Annotated in this window: 19 protein-coding genes and 2 pseudogenes; 11 read left to right on the top strand and 10 right to left on the bottom strand. The window is 34.3% G+C overall.

The annotated features are described in order from the left end of the window. Window positions 1-337 precede the first annotated feature (337 nt). Window positions 338-2,506, bottom strand: a complete 2,169-nt coding sequence (locus tag F6K15_RS04225) for a CHASE2 domain-containing protein (protein ID WP_293057446.1) — start codon at window positions 2,504-2,506, stop codon at window positions 338-340. A 1,303-nt stretch (window positions 2,507-3,809) separates the two neighbouring features. Beyond that, window positions 3,810-3,983: a hypothetical protein gene (locus tag F6K15_RS04220; protein ID WP_293057443.1), complete on the bottom strand. Its 174-nt coding sequence runs from the start codon at window positions 3,981-3,983 to the stop codon at window positions 3,810-3,812. Window positions 3,984-4,242: 259 nt separating this feature from the next. Between F6K15_RS04220 and F6K15_RS04215 the strand changes: the two genes are divergently transcribed. Together F6K15_RS04215 and F6K15_RS04210 are read left to right on the top strand one after the other, a co-directional pair. Beyond that, window positions 4,243-4,746 (top strand): helix-turn-helix domain-containing protein, encoded by a 504-nt coding sequence (locus F6K15_RS04215; RefSeq protein WP_293057440.1) that lies wholly within the window; start codon window positions 4,243-4,245, stop codon window positions 4,744-4,746. A 138-nt stretch (window positions 4,747-4,884) separates the two neighbouring features. Further along, entirely contained in the window at window positions 4,885-5,304 is a 420-nt protein-coding gene (locus F6K15_RS04210) for a transposase (protein WP_293057438.1), read from the top strand. Window positions 5,305-5,817: 513 nt separating this feature from the next. Here the strand turns inward: F6K15_RS04210 and btpA are convergent. After that, window positions 5,818-6,687 (bottom strand): photosystem I biogenesis protein BtpA, encoded by an 870-nt coding sequence (gene btpA / locus F6K15_RS04205; RefSeq protein ID WP_293057503.1) that lies wholly within the window; start codon window positions 6,685-6,687, stop codon window positions 5,818-5,820. Window positions 6,688-8,499: 1,812 nt separating this feature from the next. On the opposite strand from btpA, the gene F6K15_RS04200 reads away from it, so the two are divergent. The 5 genes and pseudogenes from F6K15_RS04200 to F6K15_RS04180 all read left to right on the top strand — a co-directional run bounded on the left by F6K15_RS04200 (window position 8,500) and on the right by F6K15_RS04180 (window position 13,815). Beyond that, window positions 8,500-9,426 (top strand): SGNH/GDSL hydrolase family protein, encoded by a 927-nt coding sequence (locus F6K15_RS04200; protein ID WP_293057435.1) that lies wholly within the window; start codon window positions 8,500-8,502, stop codon window positions 9,424-9,426. 249 nt (window positions 9,427-9,675) lie between these two features. Continuing rightward, window positions 9,676-10,290 (top strand): GUN4 domain-containing protein, encoded by a 615-nt coding sequence (locus tag F6K15_RS04195; protein WP_293057432.1) that lies wholly within the window; start codon window positions 9,676-9,678, stop codon window positions 10,288-10,290. Window positions 10,291-10,399: 109 nt separating this feature from the next. Further along, window positions 10,400-10,654, top strand: a complete 255-nt coding sequence (locus F6K15_RS04190) for a hypothetical protein (protein ID WP_293057429.1) — start codon at window positions 10,400-10,402, stop codon at window positions 10,652-10,654. A 732-nt stretch (window positions 10,655-11,386) separates the two neighbouring features. Continuing rightward, window positions 11,387-12,682: pseudogene (locus F6K15_RS04185) on the top strand (dipeptidase). 224 nt (window positions 12,683-12,906) lie between these two features. Continuing rightward, window positions 12,907-13,815 (top strand): AEC family transporter, encoded by a 909-nt coding sequence (locus F6K15_RS04180; protein ID WP_293057426.1) that lies wholly within the window; start codon window positions 12,907-12,909, stop codon window positions 13,813-13,815. Window positions 13,816-14,820: 1,005 nt separating this feature from the next. Here the strand turns inward: F6K15_RS04180 and F6K15_RS04175 are convergent. Both F6K15_RS04175 and F6K15_RS04170 read right to left on the bottom strand, forming a co-directional pair. After that, on the bottom strand, window positions 14,821-15,291 hold the full coding sequence (locus F6K15_RS04175; RefSeq protein WP_293057423.1) for an STAS/SEC14 domain-containing protein: 471 nt from the start codon (window positions 15,289-15,291) through the stop codon (window positions 14,821-14,823). Window positions 15,292-16,618: 1,327 nt separating this feature from the next. After that, entirely contained in the window at window positions 16,619-18,343 is a 1,725-nt protein-coding gene (locus F6K15_RS04170; RefSeq protein WP_293057420.1) for an ABC transporter ATP-binding protein, read from the bottom strand. 528 nt (window positions 18,344-18,871) lie between these two features. Between F6K15_RS04170 and F6K15_RS04165 the strand changes: the two genes are divergently transcribed. After that, window positions 18,872-19,282 carry a hypothetical protein gene (locus tag F6K15_RS04165; RefSeq protein WP_293057417.1) on the top strand — a complete coding sequence of 137 codons (411 nt, stop codon included), beginning with the start codon at window positions 18,872-18,874 and terminating at the stop codon, window positions 19,280-19,282. Window positions 19,283-19,561: 279 nt separating this feature from the next. Continuing rightward, entirely contained in the window at window positions 19,562-20,050 is a 489-nt protein-coding gene (locus tag F6K15_RS04160) for a peptidoglycan-binding protein (protein ID WP_293057414.1), read from the top strand. 437 nt (window positions 20,051-20,487) lie between these two features. Here F6K15_RS04160 and F6K15_RS04155 read toward each other — a convergent pair whose 3' ends face one another. The 5 genes and pseudogenes from F6K15_RS04155 to F6K15_RS04130 form a co-directional block, all read right to left on the bottom strand. Further along, entirely contained in the window at window positions 20,488-20,649 is a 162-nt protein-coding gene (locus tag F6K15_RS04155; protein WP_293057411.1) for a hypothetical protein, read from the bottom strand. Window positions 20,650-21,033: 384 nt separating this feature from the next. Beyond that, window positions 21,034-21,764 (bottom strand): annotated as a pseudogene (locus F6K15_RS39020) (IS5 family transposase). 456 nt (window positions 21,765-22,220) lie between these two features. Continuing rightward, entirely contained in the window at window positions 22,221-22,649 is a 429-nt protein-coding gene (locus F6K15_RS04145) for a universal stress protein (protein WP_293057405.1), read from the bottom strand. A gap of 390 nt (window positions 22,650-23,039) precedes the next feature. Further along, the gene (locus F6K15_RS04140; protein ID WP_293057509.1) at window positions 23,040-23,174 is read right to left on the bottom strand and encodes a hypothetical protein; all 135 of its coding nucleotides are present in this window, start codon (window positions 23,172-23,174) and stop codon (window positions 23,040-23,042) included. A 131-nt stretch (window positions 23,175-23,305) separates the two neighbouring features. After that, the gene (locus F6K15_RS04130) at window positions 23,306-23,452 is read right to left on the bottom strand and encodes a hypothetical protein (RefSeq protein WP_293057507.1); all 147 of its coding nucleotides are present in this window, start codon (window positions 23,450-23,452) and stop codon (window positions 23,306-23,308) included. Window positions 23,453-23,625: 173 nt separating this feature from the next. Between F6K15_RS04130 and F6K15_RS04125 the strand changes: the two genes are divergently transcribed. Together F6K15_RS04125 and F6K15_RS04120 are read left to right on the top strand one after the other, a co-directional pair. Beyond that, window positions 23,626-23,748: a hypothetical protein gene (locus tag F6K15_RS04125; RefSeq protein WP_293057399.1), complete on the top strand. Its 123-nt coding sequence runs from the start codon at window positions 23,626-23,628 to the stop codon at window positions 23,746-23,748. Between the two features lie 502 nt (window positions 23,749-24,250). Continuing rightward, on the top strand, window positions 24,251-25,243 hold the full coding sequence (locus tag F6K15_RS04120) for an NAD(P)H-dependent glycerol-3-phosphate dehydrogenase (protein WP_293057396.1): 993 nt from the start codon (window positions 24,251-24,253) through the stop codon (window positions 25,241-25,243). Window positions 25,244-25,852 lie beyond the last annotated feature (609 nt).

Below are 25,852 nucleotides of genomic sequence, written 5' to 3'. Positions count from 1 at the left end.
CATATCCCTATCTGAGCAAGTATTCAATTTGTGGTAGTTCTAAATATGTAAGGATATTTTTTAGTACATCCCTTTCATCGTCAGGAGGTAAGCTGCAAAAATTATGACTTGTGATAACTACCCAATTTGTCATCAATTAATGATGAGCATAAATTCGATCGCGACCTTAACTATATTCTTCATCTGCAATTAAATGTATATTTAAGTATTACTTCATCAAAGTTCAAAAACAGGAAACTTTCACAAATGAATAAAGTATTAAATTTTTCAACTCAGTAATATATTACTGGGTTAAATTTATTTGAGATGCTAATCTAATCACATTTACAATCATTATTTAACGTTGTTTCTTCTGCTGTTTCTTGTCTTCGTACATAGCACTATCAGCGTGATGAATTAGTTGGTCAATGTCTCGACTATCAAGAGGATATAGACTAATACCAATACTGGTTCCCACTGGTACAATATGGTCTTCTAATTGAAAAGGTTGATTAATTGTGTTGCGAATTTTGTCAGCCACTTTAGAAGCTCCTAGTTGTCCTGGAATACCTGGTAAAATTACAGTAAACTCATCACCTCCAAGTCGGGACACTGTATCACTTCCTCTTAAGCACCCTTGCAATCTTTGTGCTACTAATTTTAATAGTAAGTCTCCTATATTATGACCCAGGGTATCATTAACGGCTTTAAATCCGTTGAGGTCTAGAAATAGTAGACCAACCATTTGTTCATTCACATTTGCCCATTCAATAGCTTGACTTAAACGCTCATGAAATTGCTTACGATTAGGTAATCCTGTGAGGGGATCGTGATTAGCCTGATGATGTAAAGAATCTCCTAAAAGCTTTAGTTTATCATTATCAAGCTTTAATCTTGTTGCTGTTTCCTTCAGGTTTTCCTCCATTTTTTTTCGTTCGGTAATATCTCTAATTACTCCTACTAAAAATAGATTTCCTGCAGCATCTTGATGAAGAGTTCTTTTCGTAGCAACTATATGAGTAATTCCACGAGCATCTGTAAAATATTCTTCATTTTCTTGCTGTTGATTTGTTTGAAATACTAACTCATCTTGTTGCCAAAATATATTAGCTTCATTTTGAGGAAATAATTCATAGTCTGTTTTGATGAGTAGAGATTCTATAGGATATCCGATAAATTTACCATAAGCTTCATTTATAACAATACGATGATGATCTTTATTTTTGACAAATATAGGGTCAGGAATTGCATCAATAACTGACTGTAAAAATTCTGTAGATTTCTGCCATTCTTCTTTTAAGTAAGCAAGATGAAACATAATCATAGCAGCAGAGCTACTAAGAGCAAATATTGAGGGGATTATCGGAAACCACCAACCACCATCAATAAAGGCAATATAAGAAAATCCAGTAATACTAATACCGATCAATAATATTGTGATAATTGATTTTTTGGGCAATAATAATTGCCAACTTAAGTTAGCACCTATATAAGAAAAAACAATAATATATAACCATTCTATAGGTTCAGGAAAAACTTTAATGTTTACTCTACCATCTAGTGCTGAACTCAAAATTTGACTCAAAAAATTAGCTTGTAATTCTACCCCAGATATTTCTTTAGGAGAGTTAAATAAACGATTACTGTAAGAATTTCTATGAAAATCTTTAACGCTGGTCGCAGTATAACCAATGAGAATTATCCGGTCTTTGAATAAGTGTGGAGTTATTTTTCCAGATAGTAAATCACTCATGGAAACTGTATAAAAACTATCTGATATTTTTCTGGGGTTTGCTAAAAATTTATAGCCACCTGCATCAACTCTAATATAAGCTCCATCATTTCTTTTAAAACGATGAAATACCGCTAGACCTAATTGCAAATCGTTGGCTTTATTAGCTGGTTTTGGCTCAATTCCTTCTTTTTTTAAGTAATTTAAAGCCAGTTTAAGTGGAAAACTTTCCCTAACTTTACCATTTTCTAAGTGCATATAGAGCAAGCCACGACGAATTTTTCCATCAGGATCTGTTGTTATATTATTAAATCCTACCTGTTGTTTTTTAGCTAAAATTGCAGGTGCTTTGATTCCTAAACTATTTTTTATTCCTATTCTCTCAATACCAATTATATTAGGAATATTTTCTAGAGCTTTGAGGAAATTTTTATATCCTGGTTCTCTAGGGGAATCACGATATATATCTAAACCAATAGTACGAGGTTGAAGTGAGTGTAATTTTTGTAGTATTTCAGCCATTAATTGATCGTTTATAGGATAGCCATACTTTTGTATATCTGATTGATCAATTCCTACAATTACGATACGGGGATCTAATGATTCTGCTGGACGTAAGCGAAAAAAATAATCGTAAAGTGTCCATTCCCAAGATTGCAAAAGACCTAATGAACGTAAAAGTATTACGATACCTGCTGAGGTTGAAGCTGTTAGTAATAATCGACGGTTTTCTATTAGCCAGTGTTTAATATTCTTCAGAATGGTATTTTGATGTGTACCGAAAAGTTTGAACATCTTTAGGTAATATAAATAAAAAAATAACTATATGTATGCTCTGGGTAAAAAGTCCTAATAATTAGGTTAGGAAACAGTGAACAAGGAATAGGGTAAAGTTTTTACATCATTTTAATTTCATTACTTTACTGTTTTGTTTTCAATCGGTATATTGATTTTGATACTATAGAAAGCTTATTTATTAAGCTTTTTGAGGCTTTAATAATTCTCAAAACCATGATTAGTCACGGTTTGAAATTTATTTAGCAAGCCTGATCTAAAAAATAAAATGGCTGTTTATCCGGATAGTTAAGGGTTATGATATATTCACTTTATATTATAGCCTATCAGTATTGACAACAAATCTTCTCTGGTTGATTTCGGTAAAGTAAGAATGTATATTTACTATTATCTTAATATTATTGTTTTCACTGCTTACTTTAGTTGATGCTTAAAATCTAGTTTTTAAAGCTGTACTTCCCTGATAAGTAGATGAATTTGTTGGCTGCTCTAAAGTCTGTAATCTGAATAAAATTTGCTATTGATTTTATTGCTAAAATAGGCTTTAATTTTCAAAATCTTCTTTGTGAAAATTTGATTTTTTCTTGACAATGAAGATAGGAAAATACTCCATACTTTTTAGTATATATTCCTCTTAAATGACGAGTTGATTTGATTTCTGCCACTTCAGAGAGATTACTGTAAAAATAGTTTGAGGAGTTGTATATGAATTGATATTCTACTCAACTTTTATGAGGCTGTATGTAACTAGAGTTTCTCAAAGTATTGCTCTGTTTGATACCAAATTAATACGAAGTTGCTATAGAATAAAAGTTGAATCACAGTTGACTACAGCTCAAGAATGAAAAATTAATAAATTCATAATTCTGTGCAGCCTTACATAACATTTGTATTAATATAGCAATTCCCAAAAAGAGTGAGGTACAAAATTCTAAGCTTTAGGCAACAGGCAACAGGCAACAGGCAACAGCGAAGTAAAGACAAGAGTATACCTCACTAGCCTGAAAAACGCTATATATATAAATTCCTAATGTTATAATTAAAGCTACCATGTCAATAGTAATTCGATTTATAGAAAAATATTTCTAAATCTTAACCAATTAGATAATATTAAGATGAATAGATTACCTAAAAATAAGGCGTTGCATAGTGACGAATGATTTTATATTTTTGATGAACATGATTTGGCATTAATCAATTGCTAGAATGATTAAGATTAGGTTTTTTTAGTCAAAGTCTAAACTAATTTTTGACAATATCATTCCATAATGTGCAACCCCAAAAATCATGTAGAAGCGATACATTAAAAATATATAACTTCACTAATTTCAATAGTAGCGTTCCAAATTAGATAATTTCTACAAACCACGATTTGAATTGCTAATCCAAACATTAATATCCACGTCTTAACTACATTAAGTCGGAACATTCTATTAGTGTCTAGATTCACGACAAAAGGTAAATCATTGGTAAGCATTCAGCTATTAGCTTTTGAAATAAATAATCAAACAATGACCAAGGTTAGCTGAAAGAACTATTTCATTTCCTGCGGAATGCTGCGCAAACATATTTCACTCCTTGAATACTAATTCCTTCTTCCAAAATAATGACTTAATAACTCATAGCTGATAACGTAGTTCCGACCATAGGAGGCTAGCTGATAGCTGACCGCTGATACCAATTTAATATGAAGTTGCATAGAATAAAAGATATGTTGATTTGAGAGGTAATTGGTTATGGCACGACAACTGATTGTAGCGATCGCAGAAAGTGCAGAAAATTTGGAAAAACTACTAAAAAACAGTCGTAGTGCCAGCCAAAAGGAACGGTTACAAATGTTGTGGTGGCTCAAAACTGGACAAGTCACTCAGCATCAAACTCTTGCCCAACGTCTGGGACGGGATGGCTCAACTGTAACTCGGTGGCTGCAAAAGTATCGTCAAGGAGGATTGTCCGAATTGCTGGCCGTCAAAAAAGCACCAGGAAAATCCCCCCATTTAAATTATGAAGCTCTAGTTGGATTACAAGAACGACTGGAAAAGGGGCCTGGGTTCAAGAGTTATGGAGAAATTGTCGAGTGGCTCAAGATTACTTATCAACTACACCTGAAATATGCCACAGTCTATCATTGGGTACACTATGGACTTCAAGCCAAATTGAAAGTGCCTCGCCCACAGAGCGCTGTGGTAAAAGTAAATGCCCATGAACATTTTAAAAAAACATCGCCCCAGCCCTATTAACCTATCAACGCTTGTTTTCCCACGGGCAACGGTTACGTTATTTGTGTCAAGATGAGACTCGCTTGGGACTAAAAACTGAAACGGGGAAAGTGATTATGGCCAAAGGAGTGAAACCCACAGCACCTGTAATCTGGAAGCGTGAAAATTTCTGGCACAGGGGGCGTGGTCGAACCATTGAGTGGCTGGCATTTTTGTCAAGAATACGATCGCCTCAATACCGAAAGATTTCAGGAGTTTATTAATGCGGTCGGATGTCAACTGGGAGAAGACATGGCTGTGATTCAACTTGACCAAGCTGGAGCTCATGTGACCTCCGCTCTGCGATGGCCGGATAATTTAATTCCAGTTTGTCAACCTGCCCATAGTCCCGAACTCAACCCCATTGAACGAGTTTGGCAATTTATCAAACAACAATTGAAAGGAGAAGTGTTTTTGACACTTGGGGAATTGCGATCGCGACTTCATCAGGTTCTCCAACTTTTTACCCTCGAACAAATTAGTTCCCTATCTTCTTACAACTTCATTCTTGAAGCTTTATTCTATGCAGCTTCATATTAAATTGGTATGAATGCTTACAATCATTGTCATCATTAGACCTCTCCGGAAAAGAGGGAGTAGGCAGTAGGCAGTAGGCAGTAGGGGGAAAGAATTGATGATTTTTGCGCGATAATTGATTGGATTTTTGATAATTGGAGATGTCTATTAAATATAAATATAGGTCAAAAAACTCAATCGGTTGAGCACACCAAATATTTCAGTATAGAGACTAATTAACACTTCTGAATCATTATCCTTAAGGCCAATTATTGTGCTACATATTTAATAAGTCATCAAGTATATGATAGGGCTAATATTGTCTCTCCTTATGTTCTGACCCACACAAAGGCAAAAGGTTAAAAATATTAACTTTTAACTGGTAATTTGTAAGAGATGACTTATAACTTGACTATAGTGCCATAGACTCTTTAGTACACTTATGGTGGCGATCGCCACCATAATTTGGCTTAACCGCCACTTAATCCATAGGTTAGAGTTTCAGTGAATCATAATTTACATTTATATTTTTGATTCCTAATTTTTTAGAGGAGAAGGCAAATTATTAGTTTCTTTCTGCCAATTTTCATTATCTTGTCTCTGATTCGATAAGCTTCGCTGAGTAGCTTCTACAAACTGACTCACGCGAATAGGATCTATCGGTTGGTCTATTTGGCCATGTCGCTTCAGCGAGCTAGATACAATAACACCATCTACAGCTGGCATCAAGGTAGAAATATTATTCCAGTTAGCGCCACTGCCGATAAATATAGGTGTATCTGATGCTGCTGCACTAGCTAATTTTAAATCTTCCAAGGTAGGAGGACTTCCAGTAGTCCAACCGGAGAGAATTATTCCATCAGCTAGACCACGTTCAATTGTTTCTTGGACAACTGTAGTTAAATTGGGTTCACCCAATGGTTGGGCGTGTTTGACTAGAACATCTGCAAAGATTTTGACATCACTACCCAATTCTCGACGATAGCGTAAAAGTTGATGTGCTTTTCCTTCAATTAACCCTTGATCCGTAGACATAACTCCGGTTAGGACATTAACACGAATAAATTGGGCCTGCACACAGGAGGCGATCGCCATCGCACTTTGGCCATCATTACGCAAAACGTTGATTCCAATTGGTAGGGAAACCAAGTTCATAATCTTTTGTATTAGCAATGTCATGGCACTAACTACAGCGGGGTCAACTTGGTCTTTGACAAAAGGAGCATCAAAAAAGTTTTCTACGATAATGCCATCTACACCACCTGATGCAAGGGCTGTGGCTTCTCTTTCTGCTCTACTAATAATAGCTTGGAGGTCGCCTCCCCAACGGGGTGAGGTTGGCAGAGGCTGTAAATGTACTACCCCAATGATTGGATGTCTGGTTTTAAATATTTGCTTTAAGTCCACGGGTTTACCTGAAACCACGGTTATTTTGCAATAACATAACAGAATTTACACTAGAAATTATGGCCTAGAAGGTACTTATTATCTAGACTCTGCTAGTATTATGTCAATTTTTGGTCATCATAATTTTAAAACTTTATATAGTTTGTTCTTCAAATTATTGAATATTCCATACTTTACTTGACGCTATTTTATATTTATTTTATTGAAAATACAGCAGTTTCCTACTCTCTGAAAGTACATATATTGATGGTTTTAGGGAGTAGGGAAGCCGGGAACAAGGAAAAAATTTTACCGAGAAATTGTGGGTATGCGCCTCCCCTTTTAAGGGGAAAAAAGAAAAAATTTTTCCTTTGAGTCAATCCTATCCGTTTTCAAGGAGAGGTAATTATTAATTATTAATTATTAATTATTAATTGTTTAAGCCATCAATTGTACCACATAAATAAGCGAATATGCTGTATCTATAATAGTTATAAAAGTTTTCTTGCCTATGTCTTTTCTTCTATAGGAATATTAAGTAGGTGGGTTTAATTATTCGTAAAATGGTGATGGAAATTCAAAATTATGAAAACAAGCTTGAAAACTGTCTTCTGGCTTTATTTTCAGATTCTTCGTTTTAATGTTTATTTATGTTCCCTTACTTAATCAAACAGAACTTAGGCATTTTTCAGCTATAAAAACTATGGATAGTGTGGCACTATAGTTTTTTATTGCTACATATAGTGTTTTTGTCTAAGTCCTATCAAAATTTGATTTTAGTGTATAAATTTTTAGTATGATAATATTTATACTGAAAAATCTGTTAAATACTATCAAAAACTGGTAAGAGGACTCCCTCTATAATATGTGATTTAGTCATGAGAGTGTCAATAAATTAAATGCTTAGATTTGAGCGTTATTATGATCTAAGCATTTCCTACGGAATGCTGCGCAAACAGCAGTCAGCTAGCCTCCTATCGGAGGAACTGCGTTATCAGCTATCAGTTATTACTTTTGGTAAACTTTCAAAGTTGTATTAATTCAGTCCGGATTAAATCTTACTACAAAAGTCGTTCAAATCTATTTGAATTTAAACCCTGCCCTAAAAAGCAGGGTGTTATTGCTGTTTGCGTAGCATCCCCCAGGTGCTAATAGCTGAATCTTTACATTATGATAATGTATGGCGATCTATAACTTCTTAAAATTAAGATAGGATAAATATAGATATCTATAAGCAGTAAATTTTTTGGTGTTTGACAATAAATTTTGCTTGTAAAAGAGTAGGAAGTAGAGAAATGTCCGCACCCTATTTACTTAGTACTATATAAGAAATTTTATTTGAATTATAATGTTTATGAACTTTGTCAATCATAGGAAATTTTCATCAGTAGTAATTCCAACTATTTTCAGCCAATTTTAGCTATTATTTATCTATAGAAAATATTGAGAATTAGGGTTTGCGTATGGAAAGTCTTTTGGTAGGGGTAGGAGACAACCCACCCCTAGCCCCTCCCCCGACCGTGGAGGGGAGGGGAAGACAGGAAAAACAGGGAATGAGCGAGGAGATAGGAGCGGGCGTTTTGTCCCTCAATTTTTCTGTCCGAAGGTTTGCCTTTTATGCGTGCCTTTTTGAGGGTTTTAGACTAAAACCAGCACACTTTTGGGGAATCAAAGAAGGCTCCAACCTTTACTTGTTAATGGTTTGATAATTAATCAGCAAGCCCTAATTAGTAAATAATAATATAATCGGTCAAAAAAGCAATATTTATTACCCTCAAGACTAGAGACTAAATCATTGAAAATAAAATTGATTCATTTATTTAATTTAGATTAGTGAAAATTCTACTTATAATTTCAGCACTTATACTTGGATTATTGGGGATATTGGAAATAGGACTCCGAGTTATAGTGGGTTTTGGTAATCCTCTGACTTATATTGCAGATAATCAAATTGGTTATCTCTTAGCACCAAATCAAAATGTTAGTCGCTTTGGAAATCGCATCAAAATCAATCAGTATTCTATGCGGTCAAAACCAATAGAAGAGTCAAAAGAAAATACTACATTGAGAATATTTCTTGTAGGAGACTCTGTGGCTAATGGTAATTGGTGGACTGACCAAAATGATACAGTTTCTGCAATTATAGAAAACTATTTAAGTGAAAAATTTGGTAAAGATAAAATAGTTGAAGTTCTTAATGCCTCAGCTAATTCTTGGGGTCCGAGAAATGAATTTGCTTATTTAGAAAAGTTCGGTTTGTTTAATTCTCAAATAGTAATATTACTAATTAATACTGATGATTTATTTGCTAAAGCACCTAGTTCATCCGTGGTCGGACTAGACCGCAATTATCCAGATAAAAAACCTCCTTCAGCTATTGCAGAATTGATAAATCGTTATTTTTTCAAGGCTCCAAAAGTTCCTGAAATTAAAGAAGAAGGCGACCGGATTGGTTTTAATTTAGTAGCAATTAAAAAAATTCATGAATTGGCTAATTTAAACAATGCTAAATTTATTCTAGCAATGACTCCTTTACTACGGGAAGTAAGTGAACCTGGACCCCGCGATTATGAAATTAAAACTCGTAAACGTTTAGAAGAATTTACTCAGGCAGAGAATATTTTATATCTAGATTTACTACCTATTTTTAAATCTGTCTCAGAACCAGATAGTTTATATCGAGACCATATTCATTTAAGTCCTGAAGGTAATTTAGTTATTAGTGAAGTAATTAGTAAATCAATTCTAGAGCAGAATTAACTATAAAAATATGTACAGGATTTGTGAGAAAGTCAATACTTTCAAGAATTGATAATTGATAATTACCTCTCTCTAAAAAGAAGAGGATCGACTAAAAGGAAAATTTTTTCTTATTTCTCTTTTTAAAGGAGAGGCTTTAAACCTTAATTATTCAGTAAATAATCAAGTCAGAAACTATTACCACTTTTCCCTAACCAGGAACTACTAAATACTAAAAAAATAGTTTAGAGCAAAATTTTTGGAGTAATTATGTCTAACGAAATAGAATATAAAGAGATAAATACATCTACTATTTCCTCTGATGAATCTTTCTCATCACAACAAAATTCAAGGGAGTTAGAATTATCAGAAAGAGTAGCTCAACTAGAAAAAAAGTTAGATGAAGCATTAATGTTGATTTCTGATATTTACCGCTACGGAAAATTAAGAGATTTATTATCCGCAGGAAAATGGAAAGAAGCAGACCAAGAAACTGCAAAAGTAATGTTAGAAATATCTGGTCAAACTGACAAAGAAAAACTGACTCCTGATGATGTTATAAAATTTCCATGTAGCGTAATAAATTTAATCGACGAGCTTTGGATGAATTATAGTAAAGGTCATTTTGGCTTTAGTATACAAAAGAAAATTTATGAAAGTATGGGAGGAACTTATGATATTTCTCAAATAGATATGAAAGTGTTGAATATGACCTGTGAACGACTTGGATTATTATCAAACAATAAATCAATACCTTATGAAAAACTGAATTTTAGTCTAGAAGCACCTAAAGGTTGTTTTCCTGTTGCTTGGTGGGATTCTCCTTATGGAGCTAAACTAGCAGTATACTTTTTAGCTCGCCTTAATGCCTGTAACATTGATTGAATTTTTATGAATTTTTTTACTGTTAATAGTTGAAAATAGTCAAAATTATGCTAGAAAAAAAATATATAAATAATTTTATTTTAATTCCAATTATGGAGGTTAATTGGTAATGGAAGAAAAAACAATTAATTTAAAGCTAGTAATATTTTCTGGCTTGATGATGGCTTTAATCGGTTCAGTAATTGGATTAGCTGCTGCCGAGATGAGTAAAAGTCGTTATCAATGTTGTAATTTTACGAGAATAGATAAAGGTTATAGCAGTGCAAAAGCACCTCGTACTTATGCAACAATAGGTGCAATTATGGGATTTTTTATAGGGTCAATTCAAGAAACTGTACGATCTCTGAAACCAGAAGATGAGTAAGATTCAACAATTAATAATTAATAATTAACAATTACATTTTTCATCAGAGAATTAACCACAAGAACGACGAGTTTGAGTTCAATTCATGCAATTCTGTAGCGGAAAATAGTAGATGTTTATCAAGAGCTGATAAACTGGCTGCTGAATGCTGTTTGCGCAGCAGTCCACAGGAAATGCTTACGATGTCTATTATCAGCTCTTAGAAGTAATTATTGATTATAAATCGGGTAGAAATTCCAAATAAAATCAATTATTATCCATAAATTATCAATTATTTCTCCCTGTTATACCATTTATCCATGAATTTTTACTTAATATAAAGATGAAAATAGTCAGTTTAATAAGGTCTGAGCAACAATTATTAAGCGCATTTTTACAGAGAAATGGTATTACCTGTTCCCTCTTTTATAGAGATGTCTATTACTCACATTGCTGATAGCTGAGTGTTAATAGCTGAATAGTATTTTTTGGTCTAAAAAAGTGTCAGCTTTTCGGTGAAAAAAGATCAAAAATCTAGTATTTTGGAACGATTATGGCAGAAAAATCAAGGGATAATTTTTCCGACTATCTCCTCTATAATTCCCATTTATCCTGACTTCCCCTCCTGGGAGATGCCCGCGGGTGGGTTAACTCCTACCCCTACCAAAAGACTTCCATAAGCAAACCCTAATTATTAATTATTAATTATTGAATCCTACCCTTTTGTGATACTAATTTTGAGGTGTAATCTAGATGAATTTATCAAAAAATCCAGTCTTATCATTGTCAATAATTCTACTTTCTTTAACAGTACATGGATGTACTATCTCTAACAAAAAATTACCACCATCTCCTGAAGCAACTCAAGAGCAGCAACAAAAAGTATTAACTCCTGAAGAAATACACGAAAAAGTTTTAACAATTGACAGCCATATTGATTGGCCTTATCGTCAATTTTTAAATCCTGATTTTCAACCTAATATTAGACATCTACCAGGAAAACTAGGAAGTGGTCAATGGGACATTGTTAGGATGCAAGAAGGTGGATTAGATGCTGTCTTTATGTCAATATTTACTCCTCAAAGAGAACGCGATCGTCAAGGGCACGAACAGGCAAAAGCAAAAGCCATTAAAATGATTGAAATAACAAAAAAGATGGCAGAAGAAAATTCAGAAAAAGTTGAAATTGCCTTAAATCCAGAGGATGCTGAACGCCTGGATAAAATGGGTAAAATAGCGATATTTATGGGTATTGAAAATGGCTATCCTATTGGTAAAGATATTAGTAATGTTAAATTTTTCTACGACCAAGGTATTAGATATATAATAATAACTCATTCCAAAAATAATGAACTAGCCGATTCTTCTACCGATGAAAAACAAGAATGGAATGGGTTAAGTAATTTGGGATAAAAAGTTGTCAAAGAAATGAATCGTTTGGGTATTATGGTTGACATTTATCACGTCCATGATGATACATTTTGGGATGTAATTAAGTTAACAAAAGCACCAATAATTGCCTCTAATTCTAGTGCTAGATCGCTAGAAAACAATCCTCGAAATATGAGTGATGAAATGCTAAAAGCTGTTAAAGAGAATGGTGGAGTGGTACAAGTTTGTATTTTTGATACTTATATCAAAAAACTACCTCAAGCACCAGAAAGAGAAAAAGCTATGAAAGCAATTGCCAAAGAAAGAACTGCTTATTGGCAGGGAAAACTGAGTCAAGTAGAAAGAGAAAAATTTAGAGAAAAATGCGATCTAATTAATGATAAATATCCCAAAAATAAACCTAATGTTGCTGATGTAGTAGACCATATAGATTATATGGTAAAAGTTATGGGTATCAATCATGTTGGCATTGGTTCAGATTTAGATGGTGGTGGTGGAGTTAGAAGAATGAATGATGTTTCAGAAATGCCAAATATTACAAAAGAATTAGTAGCACGGGGATATCCTGAAGAGGATATTCAAAAAATTTGGGGTGGAAATTTAATGCGAGTTTTTAGTGAAGTGCAAAAAGTAGCTATAGAAATTAAGAACCAATAAATATCAGGAAAATAATTTTTTCATTAATTGATAACTACCTCTGGTTAAAACCTTTACGGAATTGAATATCAGGAAATATTATTTCTTCTCTTGGTCGATTGGATATGCCGAGGAGACATCGCTACCCCTTGACCGTTTTTTTTCCTTAAAAGAGGAGACTTTAAACCAGAATTATTTAATTATTAATTATTTGGTAAAATGATTGACTCAGATTTTTTTCAACTATGATTGAGATTTTATTTTCGGTTGTATCTGCCGTTTTTCCAGTGGGATGTATTGTTTTAATTGGTTTTATATTTGCCAAAAAATTTTCCATTGATGAACCGACACTTTCCAAACTAGCTTTATATGTGTTATTTCCGGCATTACTAACAGATATAATGTATCGAACTACTATTAGTATTGAAGAAGCAATTGAAATGTTTGTAGCCTTTGGGCTAACTTATATTTTACTCTGTTTAATAACTTGGGCAATAGGATGGAAATTAGGTTTTTCTGTGGCTATACAAAAAAGTTTAGTAGCTACAACAGCTTTACCAAACGCTGGAAATATGGGTCTTTCTGTAACTTTATTTGCATTAGGAGAAGCTGGGTTAGAAAGGGCGGTAATATATTTAATATCCTTTAATCTAATCGTGCTAGGTACAATGCCTGCAATTCTCAGAGGAGGAGGTGTTTGGTCTTCTATTATTTTTACTCTCAAATTACCCATAATTTGGGGAATGATTTTGGGTTTAATTTTAAATTCATTTGATATTCAACTACCTCTAAAACTTGATGATGGTTTACATCTTTTGAGAGAAGCTGCAATTCCAATTTCTTTGTTATTAATGGGAATACAAATAGCTAATAATCGTTTTCAACCTAGTAATTATGAAGTGGGTGCTAGTTTGATGCGTTTATTGGGAGGAGGGATCGTTGCTTATTTAATTGGTAAATTTATGAGTTTAGAAATGCTTGATTTACAAGTGTTAGTCTTAGAAAGTGCAATGCCAAGTGCTTTAGTTTCTTTTTTAATAGTTAATGAATTTGGTGGTGATGCACCACGAACTTCTAGAGTTGTTGTGGTATCAACATTGTTGTCTTTTTTAACTTTGCCTTTAGTATTGTGGGCGATTGGTGCAACATCTTAATTTTAAGAGAATTAGGGCTTGCTGATTAATTATAAAAGTATTAATATATAAAGGTTTGAGCATTTTTAGGGTCGAATTGCAGTGCCCCTGTTTCAGTTGATTTTGCTCAAAAAGCTAGTATTTTAGCCTCATAGTTGGGTAGAAAAATCATTCTTAGAATTCTTACTCCTACCTCCTTGCTCATTCCCATTTCTCCTGTCTCCAGTATAGCTGTCTCCTGTCTCCTACCTCAGCAAAAAGACTTTCCATACGCAAACCCTAATTATTAACTACAATTTTGTCAAAAGCTAGAAATTCTATTACCTAACTGTTAGGTGATTAGCTATTTTCAAGTTTTAATTTTATATAGCAGGGAATAGGGAGGAGGGAAAAGTTGGAAAAACATTTCCTAGTCTAAAGATTTATCATCAGTAATTGTCCTAACCCATTCTTTCTTAGCTATATCTTTGACATTGTTGAAACTATTTATATCGGAACTTACGCATGAGATGGGAAAAACTAGGATTTGAGATTGCTTCCCCATAGGTGGCAATGATGACTATAGGTTGTATTACATAAGTCCTTTTATTTTACAATTAGATTAATTAAAATTATATAGTTGTTCTATCAGAGTTTCCTTAATTTTTATATTAGCTGTGAATAAATAGAATTATGAATTCTAGAAATTTTCATTTAGGTAGACCAAAGATACTCTTGCTTAAAGGAGAGAGGTAGAAATTAGAGGGCAGACGTTATTTATTTAATTAAATTGAAAAGTACTATCAACTAGGAAAATTTTTAACCCTTAATATTCTGTCTCTCAAGAAGAACTTAAATTACTAAATACCTGACCCAGATTTTAGTCTAATTTTTTTGTTTGACAATTACTCTATTCCTAACTTTGACAAAATTTGGCATAATTTTTCAGTAAACTGATGAAAAATTAAGACAGGGGATAAATTCACCTGTCTTAACAATTTTTGCTTCCCAATGTTGACGTTTTTCATGTCACGGAGAAAACAGAATCTACGCGACTTGAGTCCATGGAGTGTCAGTTATTATCCATTCTAAAGCCTGGTCTTTTTCTGACCAGGAAAAACATTTTGCCTCTATATGGGTCATATTACTAAAAATTTTATTACCAGCAATAGTCAATTTATTTACCCAAGCTGCGTCACATACAACTGCTTTTTTATCAAAATATTTCAGATGTCCTAGACCAAATTTTAAATCTTCCCATAAAGCCTCCACAGATATTCCTTGAAAACTTTTAACTTCAACATAAACTCGTAATTTAGGTTGAGATTTTAATCTTTCCTCCACTAAATTTTTCATTTCTTCAATGTCTCTTGTTTCAATTTTGCCATCAATACTAAGACCAATGATGTTCTTATTTGCTAGAGGTATAATTTCCATCATAGTATTTTTCTCCTTCTGAGATACTTCTAATTTTAATCTGATATTTTTTGGTAGAACTTCCCCAGATTTTTTATCCATTGATGCATTCAACAATGAATAATGAATAATTAATAATTAATAATTACCTCTTCTTGAAAATAAGAGGATTGACTAATCATGAAAAATTTTATTTATTATCCCCTTAAAAGGGGAGGCTTTAAACCACAATTTTTCGGTAATTATGATTCCTCTATTTCCTTGATTTTTCCCTATTAATTTAATTGAAGGGTACAAACCCATATATCTTTCCCAAAGAAATTGGCCTACTCAGATTAATTCGTCTATTTCTAAGTATTAAGTTTTATTAGCTTTAACTAGCTATCAACTATCAGCCGAAAAATTTTTGCAATTAGGTATCTGTTTGCGGAGCATTCCGTCAGGAAATGCTTTTTCACTTTAAACTTGAAAGTAAAAGGCATCGACCTAATACTTACTCCTACCCTATAACCTAAATTTAACGCAAGTAGATTAAAGCTGCCACTAAAGAATTTCATTTCTTTACATTTATTAAAACAAGCGAGTCATTTTTTATCTCCCTGCTGAAGTAGACAATATTTGCAACTCCAAAATATTTTTCAGTAAAAAATACAAACATATATTATTTTTCAATACTGCCTTATAAGTTCATTTTGTATGAAGCTAATTAGGGTTTGCGCTCAAAAGTCTTATGGGTAAGGGTAGGAGACAGTTATACTAGGTAAAAAAGAATGAGCGAGGAGGTAGGATATAAATTTTGTAAGAATGATTTTTCTGCCCAACTATAAGTCTAAAATACTAACTTTTTGAGCATGAAGAGCTGAAAACCAGGCATTTTTTTCGAGTCCAAAAAGGCACTTACCTTGATCTGTAAATACTTTTAGATTAGATCGGTAAGCCCTAATTACTGATAACAAAGTTCCGGAAAAATCAAGGTATAAACTCTCTCCATTCATGGATAAAAAAATCCGTTTAGTCAATCCTCTTCTTAGAAATAAATAGGTAATTATTAATTATTATTATTGAGCACCCAGAAGGCTAGCTGACGGCTAAATAGGGCTTGCTGAAAAATTATTTTAGTAGGGGTAGGAGACAGCTATACTGGAGAAATGGGAATTATAGAGAAGATAGTCGGAAAAATTTTAAGAGTGATTTTTCTGCCATAATTGTCCCAAAATACTAGCTTTATGCAGCTCAAAGAGCTGAAAAGCTGGAACTTTTTTAGACAAAAAAATACTAAAACCAATATCAGTCAATGCTTTGATATTTAATCAGCAAACCCTAAATAATTACAAGATATAGTCATTCTGAATAAGACTGGGACGAGTGTTTCTTTCCTGGAAAGGGTTTCAGCCAAAAAAGTGTTTCATCCTTATTTGAAATGACTATATTAACTAAATTGTTGCTGATAAAAACGAGCGTAAAGCGTACCTTTTTCTAATAATTCTGTGTGAGTTCCTGATTCTAATATTTCACCATTTTCCATAACCAAAATCCGATTAGCACGACGTACAGTAGCTAGTCTATGGGCAATAATAAATACCGTTCTTCCTTGCATCAATCTTTCCAACGCTTCTTGTACTAAAAATTCAGATTCAGAGTCAAGAGAAGAAGTCGCTTCATCTAATATTAATATCTTCGGATTTTCTAGTATTGCACGAGCGATAGCTATTCTTTGTCTTTGCCCTCCAGATAAATTAACACCCCTTTCTCCTACCCAAGTTTGATAACCTTTTGGCAGCTTAGAAATAAACTGATGAGCATTAGCAACTTTAGCCGCCTTTTTTACTGCATCAATATTATAATCTAGCTGACCAAAAGCAATATTTTGGGAGATAGTTCCTGAAAATAAAATTACTTCTTGAGGTACAATTCCAATTTGTCTTCTGAGACTTGTAAGAGTAACATCCTTGATATTTATATCATCAATTAATATTTCCCCTGACTGAACATCATAAAATCTAGGTAACAAATTTGCCAATGTAGTTTTACCTGCTCCAGAAGCTCCTACCAGAGCAATTATTTCTCCTGAATTTACTAATAAATTTAGATTCTTTAAAACCTTTTTTTCTGGCTGATAATCAAAACATACATTTTTATATTCTACCTTTCCCACTACTGGAGGAAGAGCAATAGCATCTGATTTTTCTATAACTTGAGGTTGAATATTTAAAAGTTCAAAAATCCGGTCACAGGATGCTTCTCCTTGTTTAAACTCACTATAATTACTTGTTGTTAAAGAAATCGGATCGATTAACAACGCCACACCTGTTAAATAACTAATAAAACCTTCTCCAGATAAGTTTCCTTCAGATATTTGCCACGCCCCCAAAAAAAACAAAAAAGCTACACTCATTGCCTCTAAAAAACCGACTACTACAAACTGGAGCGCTTTGACTTTTTCTGCCATGTATTTTGCTTGTCGATTTTGTTCAGCTTCCACAGAAAATATAGCAATTTGATATTCCTCAGCAGCAAATGCTTGTACTATTCTAATACCACTAAATACCTCTGTTATTAAAGCTGATAAATTAGAAATTCGATTTTGACTTTGGTGCGAAAAAGAAAGTAATAATTCTCCAAACCAACCTATTAACAATGCCATTAGCGGTGCAACTACCAAAGTCGCAACAGTTAATTGCCAGTTGAGATAAGTCATGTAACCCAGCACAACTACCAACTGTAAAATACAAGGAACAAATTGGTGAAAAAATTTATTGACAACCTCTCCAGTACGGTCAATATCTTCTGTCAATCGATAAGAAAGGTCTCCTGTTTTTGACTTTTCAAAGTAACTAATATTGAGTCTTTGTAAATGAGAATAAACCTCCTTCCGCAAGTCTAGAGCAATAGTAAAAGCAGCTTTTGCCATTAGGGTATCTTGACCATACTGTACAGTTCCTTTGACGAGGAAAATAATAGCTGCAAGACCTGCAAGTTGAGCGATCGCTCCTACATCTCCCCTACCAATATGACCTGCCATTTCACCCAATAGCCATGCTAAAATAGGCCAGAAAATTGTAAAAGCCAACGTACAACCTAATGCTTTGACAATGGTAGGCCAATGGTCATAGATATAGGGTAAGAGCTTCCAATAATTGGATCTAGGTTTCAAGAAATCAAACTTAATATTATGTTTCAAAATATGAGATTTCTATATTAATTATAAAAAAACTTGCTTTTAGTTGTTTAGCCATGATAAAACCATTTTAAGTAGAACATGGTAAATTTTGGGCGCTATGTATCAAATTGTAAATCAACTCAAAAGTTGATATTAATTGCTTTTAGAGGTTTTTTGATTAAAAATGCAACGTCTTTTTTTTTGCCTGCTCTACTATAAGTCAAGTCTTAGGCAAATTTGGTCAAGCAAAAAAGTCCATTTATCTAATCTATTTGACGCAGAGGCCAGGATTTTTTTTTGACAATTTGACTTGAGTAATGTATTTTTTGTGATATTGTAGATATGCCAAATCAAAGCTTATCTCAAAAGTTTTGGCATACTTCGTGCATCTAGCAAACCCCAGAAATAACTTTTACGTCCTACGTATTGCCCAGCTTCAGAGGCCTATCAAAGATGTAACAGTTATGTAGGAAAGTTCCTGTTATGCGGGATTTCATATAATTTAACTAAACAGAGGAATTCATGGAAATATTAGCATTTTCCCATTTAGCTTTCAACGAAGAAGACTCTGCTAACAAAGAGTTTACTGCTTGTGTAGATTTCAAAAAGCTATCCAGTGTTGGAGCAATGGGTTTATTATCCGCTGCTACTTTAGCTGTAGGAATGAACGTAACTGCTGATTCTGCTTCTGCTTACTATGGTGGTAGCAGGTACGGTAGCTATGGTGGCTATGGTGGCTACGGTAGTTCTGGTCGTTATGGTAGCTATGGTCGTAGCTCAGGCCATTATTATAAAAAAGTTGTTAGCCGCTCCTACAGCCGTTCCTATGGTAGCTATGGTGGCTACAGTCGCTATGGTCGTCGTGGTGGTTATGGTCGCTACGGCAGTAGTTACGGTGGTGGCTATGGTGGCTACGGTGGTGACTGCTACTAAATTTTTAATAGTCTAAAAGTCCTCAATTATCTTAAAGTTTTGGACTTTTAAAATTTTTTGAATATTCTGCATAAATAATCCACCTAACATGGTAGCTTAGTAATGCAACTAGGGAAATTATAAGATTTCCTTAGTTGTTAATAGCCTAAATTAAGGTTCTACCAAAATTAAATTTACTTTTTTTGAGTGTCGCACTTCAAACGAAACCCAAAATGCTATAAGGCAAGTGGGTAAGACACTTATAAAAAAAGTTGTAAAACATTACTCATCAGAGGAGTTATGGAAACACTAGCATATTCCCATCTAGCTACCACCGAAGAAAGTTCTATAGTTGAACCTACCTTTAAAGGAGTTAACTGGAAAAAGTTATCTACATTAGGTATGATGGGTCTTCTATCAGCTGCTACTATTCTAGGTGCTATTAGCGCGACCGCTAATTCTGCTGCTGCATGTCACCATAAGAACCCTTGTGGTGGTTATGGTCGCGGTCGCTATTATGGCAAAGGTTATCATCGCCCCAGCTATCGTCATGCTTCCTATAAGGGACATCGCCGTCGTGGATATTATTTGAGCTATGGTAGTCGGGGACATCAAGTATCCAAGTTGCAACACCAACTAGGAATGATGGGCTATTTTCATCATCATCGTGCAACTGGCTATTTTGGGCCTAAGACTAAGCATGCAGTTAAAGCATTCCAACGTGATCATGGCTTAAGGCCAGATGGAATTGTTGGACGTCGCACTAAAGAAGCTTTAGGTTTCTACTAAAAATAAAAGTTAGCTTCATTGCTGATGGGGTTGCTCAAACAACAATAAAGCATTAGAGCTTTTAATCTCAAAGCTTTTCAAGATTAATAGTTGATTTCAGGAGCAATACTCCAAGCAAATTGCTCCTGTTAATCTAAATATAAGTACTGCTAAAATACCAGGGCCTCATTTATTAGAGGTATTTAGTTGTTTTACCGATAAACTGTAAGAGTAACCAAGATAATTTTAGCAGAAAGATTGGAGCTTAATATAAAGCTCTGAAAATAATCAAGGTTATTGATAAGCTGGCTAATTGATAATTTGGATATAAATCTTCCTCCTAAAAGGATGACTTGATGTTTACTCCAAAATAGCCATAAGCGATCAAGGCATTTAACTGTTCTAAAAACCTAGCTGTCTAGCCAATAGACCTACCTTGAAAACTATAGTTAGTTATGTCAATTTATATTAATGGTTTTTTGCCAAGGTGGAGAAGCAGTATATTTACCATAAAATAAACTAAATTTCCAAAAATATTTCAGCCAATATAGAATAGTTTGCTTGAGATTTTGTAATAATGCTTGGTATTGATTGACATGAAATGTAGGAGTTCTTAACATATTTCCTACTCCCCTATTTAATCAGGATAACTCTATATAATTATTGTAATCTCCTGAATAATCATTTAGGTCGATCCTCTTAATTAAAGTTAATAAATAATAAAGTAAAATTCAAATAAACTGGATTTTTATCATTGAAGGTAATATCTGGTTTTTAATATACCGAAAAATTGGACTAAATGTTGGCCTGTCCTTGCGGAACACAAACCAATAATCCTGTAATACCAAGGGTGAAAAAAGAATGCTTAACGTTAGGGCGTGTCATCAATTAAAATTTTGACAAAATTGGTATTGTATGCTGTAGGTCAATGGTGATCGCTATGCTAATAAAATGGCTGAGGCTACCTGTAGGAATTCCTCCGGTGAAAGTTTACTGAACGCTTGTCATATCTTGTAGCGATATAGCTGCCGCACTTGCTCCGCCAACGCTCTATATTGTTTGAGTTTGGCAAAGAAATTTTCTATGAGATGGCGTGCTTTGTACAATATCTCATCGTAGTTGCGGAGTTCACGCGCGGTTTTTTTTCGGGGGAATTACTACTTCTATTCCTCTCTCAGTTAAAGGCGATTAGCACCCGCTCTTGAGCATCATAGGCTTGATCAGCCAAAACTGCTTGTCGCTTCTACCATCGGTAATAAAACATCTGCTCCATCTAAGTCGCATCCTTGGCCTGGGGTTAAAAATGCTAGGGGTGGGATTACCCAGAGCATCTACTACCTCATGTATTTTCGTACTCAATCCCCCAATGCTTAGGCCAATATTTTCCTGTTCTGCACTACTGTCTTTCGCTCCTGCACTACGAGTATGAGCACGAACAGTAGTAGCATCGATCATGGCATATTTGGACTTCTGCATCCTCAGCTAAAGCGTGAAACACTCTTTCTGTTACCCCTGAGCGACTCCAGCGACTAAAACGGGTATGGATAACGCGGAAGTCCCCAAATCTTTCTGGGTTATCTCTGGTTCGGAATTCCGGCTCTATATCTGTATAAAACAGCTTCCACAAAGAGGCGGTTGTCCAATGCTTTCCTTCCTACAGTTCCTTTACACCCTGGTAGTAAATTTGTATGGGCGTTCCCATTGATCCCATACGCAAGGCATAACGTCTAGTCATTTAGAACAGTTCTTAGCATGTTGTTCCTGTAGTTATTCTTCATAAGCATACTATACATTTAATGTCAACCTCTTTAATTGATGACACGCCCTAAGGTTTATTCCCCTGTGATAGTTGTAAATATCCAACCAGAGTAGGCAAGGGGTGTTATATAAAATCCGGTTATACAGTTATCGCACTTTCTACTTCCATGCAATGCAGACATAAAATGCCTACTTATCCCCAGATAATTCCAACTCTCATCCTTTTTTCCTACTGACTCCTGAGTTCTGACTCCTGAGTTCTGACTCCTGAGTCCTCTCATCATACAATAACTAATTATCCGGATACTTATTACCCCTAACAGAAAATCATCTTAGCAATTACCAACGCCTAAGAAAATGTAGCAAACATTTATCGCGCTTGGTATAATCCTGCTTGAAGAATAATTTCCGTATCTGACCGCAGGATAGTATGTCAATTTCGTAGAACTAAAACAGGACAATGAGAATACCTGACAACTCGTTCAGCAACTGATCCTAGTAAAAATCGACCAAGACCACTATGTCCTTGGGAAGGAATGACAATCAAATCTGCTTTTTTTTCCTGAGCATAATCCAAAATTTCTGAGCTAGGATTTCCGATCGCCACACTAAAATTAATACCTTCATATTTAGCACCTTGAATCTGTTCGTGAAACACTTTTTCAATGTGCTGTTTGCGACTCTGGTCATCGACAGTATGCCACCTTACTCCTGGTTCAGTAGGATTGAGATGAGGCAACACATGGAGAATCCATAAATAAGAAGGATCTCGAACAAATTCTAGAGCTACATTGATCGCCTCAACAGATTTATCGGAAAAATCTATGGGCACAAGTACAGAATTTTTGGAAAATATATTCATTATATGGTGTTGCTGAATTAGTGTATGATATTAATCTTAATTACTTAGGAGTCAGGAGTCAGAACTCAGGAGTCAGTAGGGAAGTAAAGAAGAAGAAAGAGGAGTAGAAGGAGAAAGTTTTTTGGTCGTGGAGCGCGGAACGGGGTTCTATCACGTAAGCGGAACAGAGTTCTGTCGCCCTCTGAGTCTGATATTATATCATACCTCAAATCACCAACGCCATTTTTTATTGGTAAAATCTAGAGACTCAATGGCAATAGCACATTCAAAAAATTCTGCTAATTTGACAACTTACAAACAATATTTCTATTGGATGCTTGTCGTTGTCCTGTAGACTGAAATCAACTCAGCATTAAAATCAATACCTATAGATCCCCTGAGTGGTATCTTTTAAAAACCTAGGCGATCGCCAGTCTCTTGAGCATTAGTCGAATAAAACTGGATATTAATCTTGGCGGTAGCATTTTCCAGGGTTCTTTTCCTGCGGAATGCTTCCCTACGGGATGCGGAAGCAAACGCAAACAAAATTTTTAGTCAAGCTTTGACATCTCTCCATCCAAGAGTTGGTTCTTTCGATGACCCACCTGGCTTTGACGGGCACAAACCCTGTTTTTCCTTGCTGTTTTTTCTTCACCTTTGAAGGTTTTGGTGATAGTTTAAACCGAATCTTGGTCATAATTGTTGGATAAATTTTCTTTAACTCCTGTGTTATTTTTTCCTATGGGATATCCATTGTCAAGTAGGATAGTAATTTTAGGGATATTAACAGGTTTGGACTTGAAGTAATCAACGTTATCTGACAATATTTCTTTTAATCCCTGATCATCAGATACATTAGCTTTGCTGCAATAAGTAAAAAAAGCGCACCGCCCGCTCTGAGGTTTCCTCAGAGTAAGGACGGAGCAAGAAGGAAAACCGAGACTATCTACTGCCAGATGTCGCTTAATTCCGTTCGTAGATTTGTAAAAACAAAATCATGATTGACTTGATACTAGCATTACAGGTATTTTTTACTGCCTGTGAATCAATGATGATTAAAGTTGTCCCCGATCGCTTTTTTTTACCTATTGACATACTTGAGAATGCAATACATCTCTAATTTTTTCAATTACCCCTGATGCTCGCCACTGCAAGTAAAGCCAAAATACGGTTGAATAGGGTGGTAAATATGCACTATAAGTAACACCAGTTACAACCATTCTTGAGTTGATACAAGATACCATCTAAAATTTCTCTCTTGCTCCCTGCATGTTGGACAAGTTTTCTTCTTTTTTGGTATGGGATGGTTCAATAAGAACCCATTCTTTGTCTGTCAAACTGCTTGAAGGCTGGCATTTGTCCAACTCTTATTGATGATAATTGGTGATCGCTATTTAACTATATAGCTTTTCCTAAAAAGATACCACTCAGGGGTTCTATAGTTTTTTTTGCGTAAGTCCTAATTATTGGTGGTGGAATTAATAGCGCTATATATATTTTCTCTAGAAGAGTGAGAATATCTGAGAACAAATTAATTATGAGTTAGTGAAAAATCACCATTGACTTATTGTACTGACTTCTCTGAAAATCAATAATTAATTAATAAATCAAATTCATAAATTATGGTAAGTAAAATATCTCAAGCTGATAAAATAAGAAAAATTATTAGAACTTTAGACTCTGCTTATCCAGTATCGAAAAAAAAGGCAACCTTAGCGATTCTAGGTGCAGGTGCATGGGGTTCTTCTTTAGCAAAATTGGCTGGTCATAATCAACATGAAATACATTTATGGTCTCGTAGCTTGAATGTAAGTTTATCAGAAATACTCCAAAATGTTGATATTATAGTTTCGGCAATTTCTATGAAAGGAGTGAATGAAACGGCAGAAAAAATCAAAAAAATTGGATTATCAGAAAAGGTAATTATTGTGACTGCTACAAAAGGATTAGATTCGGCAACAAGGCGGACTCCTTCTCAGATTTGGGAAACAAATTTTCCTAATAATTCAGTCGTAGTTTTATCTGGTCCTAATTTATCAAAAGAAATTAATGATAAATTACCTACTGCAACGGTAGTTGCTAGTAAAAATAAGGCAGCAGCAACAACAGTACAAAATATTTTTGCTTCTGGTTTATTTCGGGTTTATAGTAGTCCCGATCCTATTGGTACGGAGTTAGGTGGAACTTTGAAAAATGTTATTGCTATTGCTGCTGGAGTTTGTGATGGTTTGGAACTTGGTACTAATGCTAAATCAGCTTTGTTAACTCGTGCTTTGACAGAAATTATTCGGGTTGGTAATCATTTAGGCGGACAAACTGAAACTTTTTTTGGGTTATCTGGTTTAGGAGATATGTTGGCAACTTGTAGTAGTTCTTTGAGTAGAAATTATCGGGTTGGTTATGCTTTAGCTCAAGGTAAAAGTTTGGAGAAAATTTTAGACGAATTACAAGGTACTGCTGAGGGTGTTAATACTACGAATGTTTTGATCGATCTTGCTTACCGAGAGGAAATTCGCGTACCTATTTCTCATCAGGTTTTTCTTTTATTAAATGGAAAAATTACTCCTGAAGAAGCAGTAGTAGCTCTAATGGAAAGAGATTTGAAAGCTGAATAAGGGATTTGAAAGCTGAATTTTGTGATTGATTCTCAACTGAAAACCCCAAAACTTGTGGATTAGTAATGTGTTTTTTGTTTTAAGTAGTTAAGCAAAATTAATTATATATCTACGGTTATTGTATATAAGTATATTTGTTGTTCTCTGTTATCTACTTTTATCAAATGTCAAATTAATTTTCATGGATACCTGTAGTAGGGAACAGCTCCATCAGGCAATAAGAAACCGTGGGAAAAAATCAAACCGTGTTCGATTTATCATCAGCCTATCTCAAGCACCAACCTTTTCTTTAGCTATGTTTTTATAGCTGCACGAATATTTATGATTGTGAGTAGTAAAATAGCAAGAATTTATGAAATTCTAATCCTCTAGTTAAGGATAAAATCAGATTTTTTTTCCATCTTTTGTTAAACATAATTTGGCTCCAATATTTTTATTGCCAACTCTATTAATTGTGATTTAGGCAAAATTATAGATGGGTTAAATATAGCAATTAATATTCAACTATCAATAGTCAGTTTTTCTTGTTTTCGTGATTTTTACTTCCTTTCAAGGCTGATTAATAGACTTAAATTACCCGCAAACTACACTATGGGAAGATGAATTTGC

Source organism: Okeania sp. SIO2B3 (assembly GCF_010672525.1).
Classification (GTDB): Bacteria; Cyanobacteriota; Cyanobacteriia; order Cyanobacteriales; family Microcoleaceae; genus Okeania.
This window is presented reverse-complemented; position numbering and strand designations above follow the sequence as displayed.

Excerpts from the sequence above, each read along its gene's own strand:
- F6K15_RS04225 (WP_293057446.1), bottom strand. The coding sequence starts at position 2,506 with ATGTTCAAACTTTTCGGTACACATCAAAATACCATTCTGAAGAATATT.
- F6K15_RS04220 (WP_293057443.1), bottom strand. The coding sequence starts at position 3,983 with ATGCTTACCAATGATTTACCTTTTGTCGTGAATCTAGACACTAATAGA.
- F6K15_RS04215 (WP_293057440.1), top strand. The coding sequence starts at position 4,243 with ATGGCACGACAACTGATTGTAGCGATCGCAGAAAGTGCAGAAAATTTG.
- F6K15_RS04195 (WP_293057432.1), top strand. The coding sequence starts at position 9,676 with ATGTCTAACGAAATAGAATATAAAGAGATAAATACATCTACTATTTCC.
- F6K15_RS04190 (WP_293057429.1), top strand. The coding sequence starts at position 10,400 with ATGGAAGAAAAAACAATTAATTTAAAGCTAGTAATATTTTCTGGCTTG.
- F6K15_RS04180 (WP_293057426.1), top strand. The coding sequence starts at position 12,907 with ATGATTGAGATTTTATTTTCGGTTGTATCTGCCGTTTTTCCAGTGGGA.
- F6K15_RS04175 (WP_293057423.1), bottom strand. The coding sequence starts at position 15,291 with ATGGATAAAAAATCTGGGGAAGTTCTACCAAAAAATATCAGATTAAAA.
- F6K15_RS04165 (WP_293057417.1), top strand. The coding sequence starts at position 18,872 with ATGGAAATATTAGCATTTTCCCATTTAGCTTTCAACGAAGAAGACTCT.
- F6K15_RS04160 (WP_293057414.1), top strand. The coding sequence starts at position 19,562 with ATGGAAACACTAGCATATTCCCATCTAGCTACCACCGAAGAAAGTTCT.
- F6K15_RS04155 (WP_293057411.1), bottom strand. The coding sequence starts at position 20,649 with ATGTTAAGAACTCCTACATTTCATGTCAATCAATACCAAGCATTATTA.
- F6K15_RS04145 (WP_293057405.1), bottom strand. The coding sequence starts at position 22,649 with ATGAATATATTTTCCAAAAATTCTGTACTTGTGCCCATAGATTTTTCC.
- F6K15_RS04125 (WP_293057399.1), top strand. The coding sequence starts at position 23,626 with ATGATTGACTTGATACTAGCATTACAGGTATTTTTTACTGCCTGTGAA.
- F6K15_RS04120 (WP_293057396.1), top strand. The coding sequence starts at position 24,251 with ATGGTAAGTAAAATATCTCAAGCTGATAAAATAAGAAAAATTATTAGA.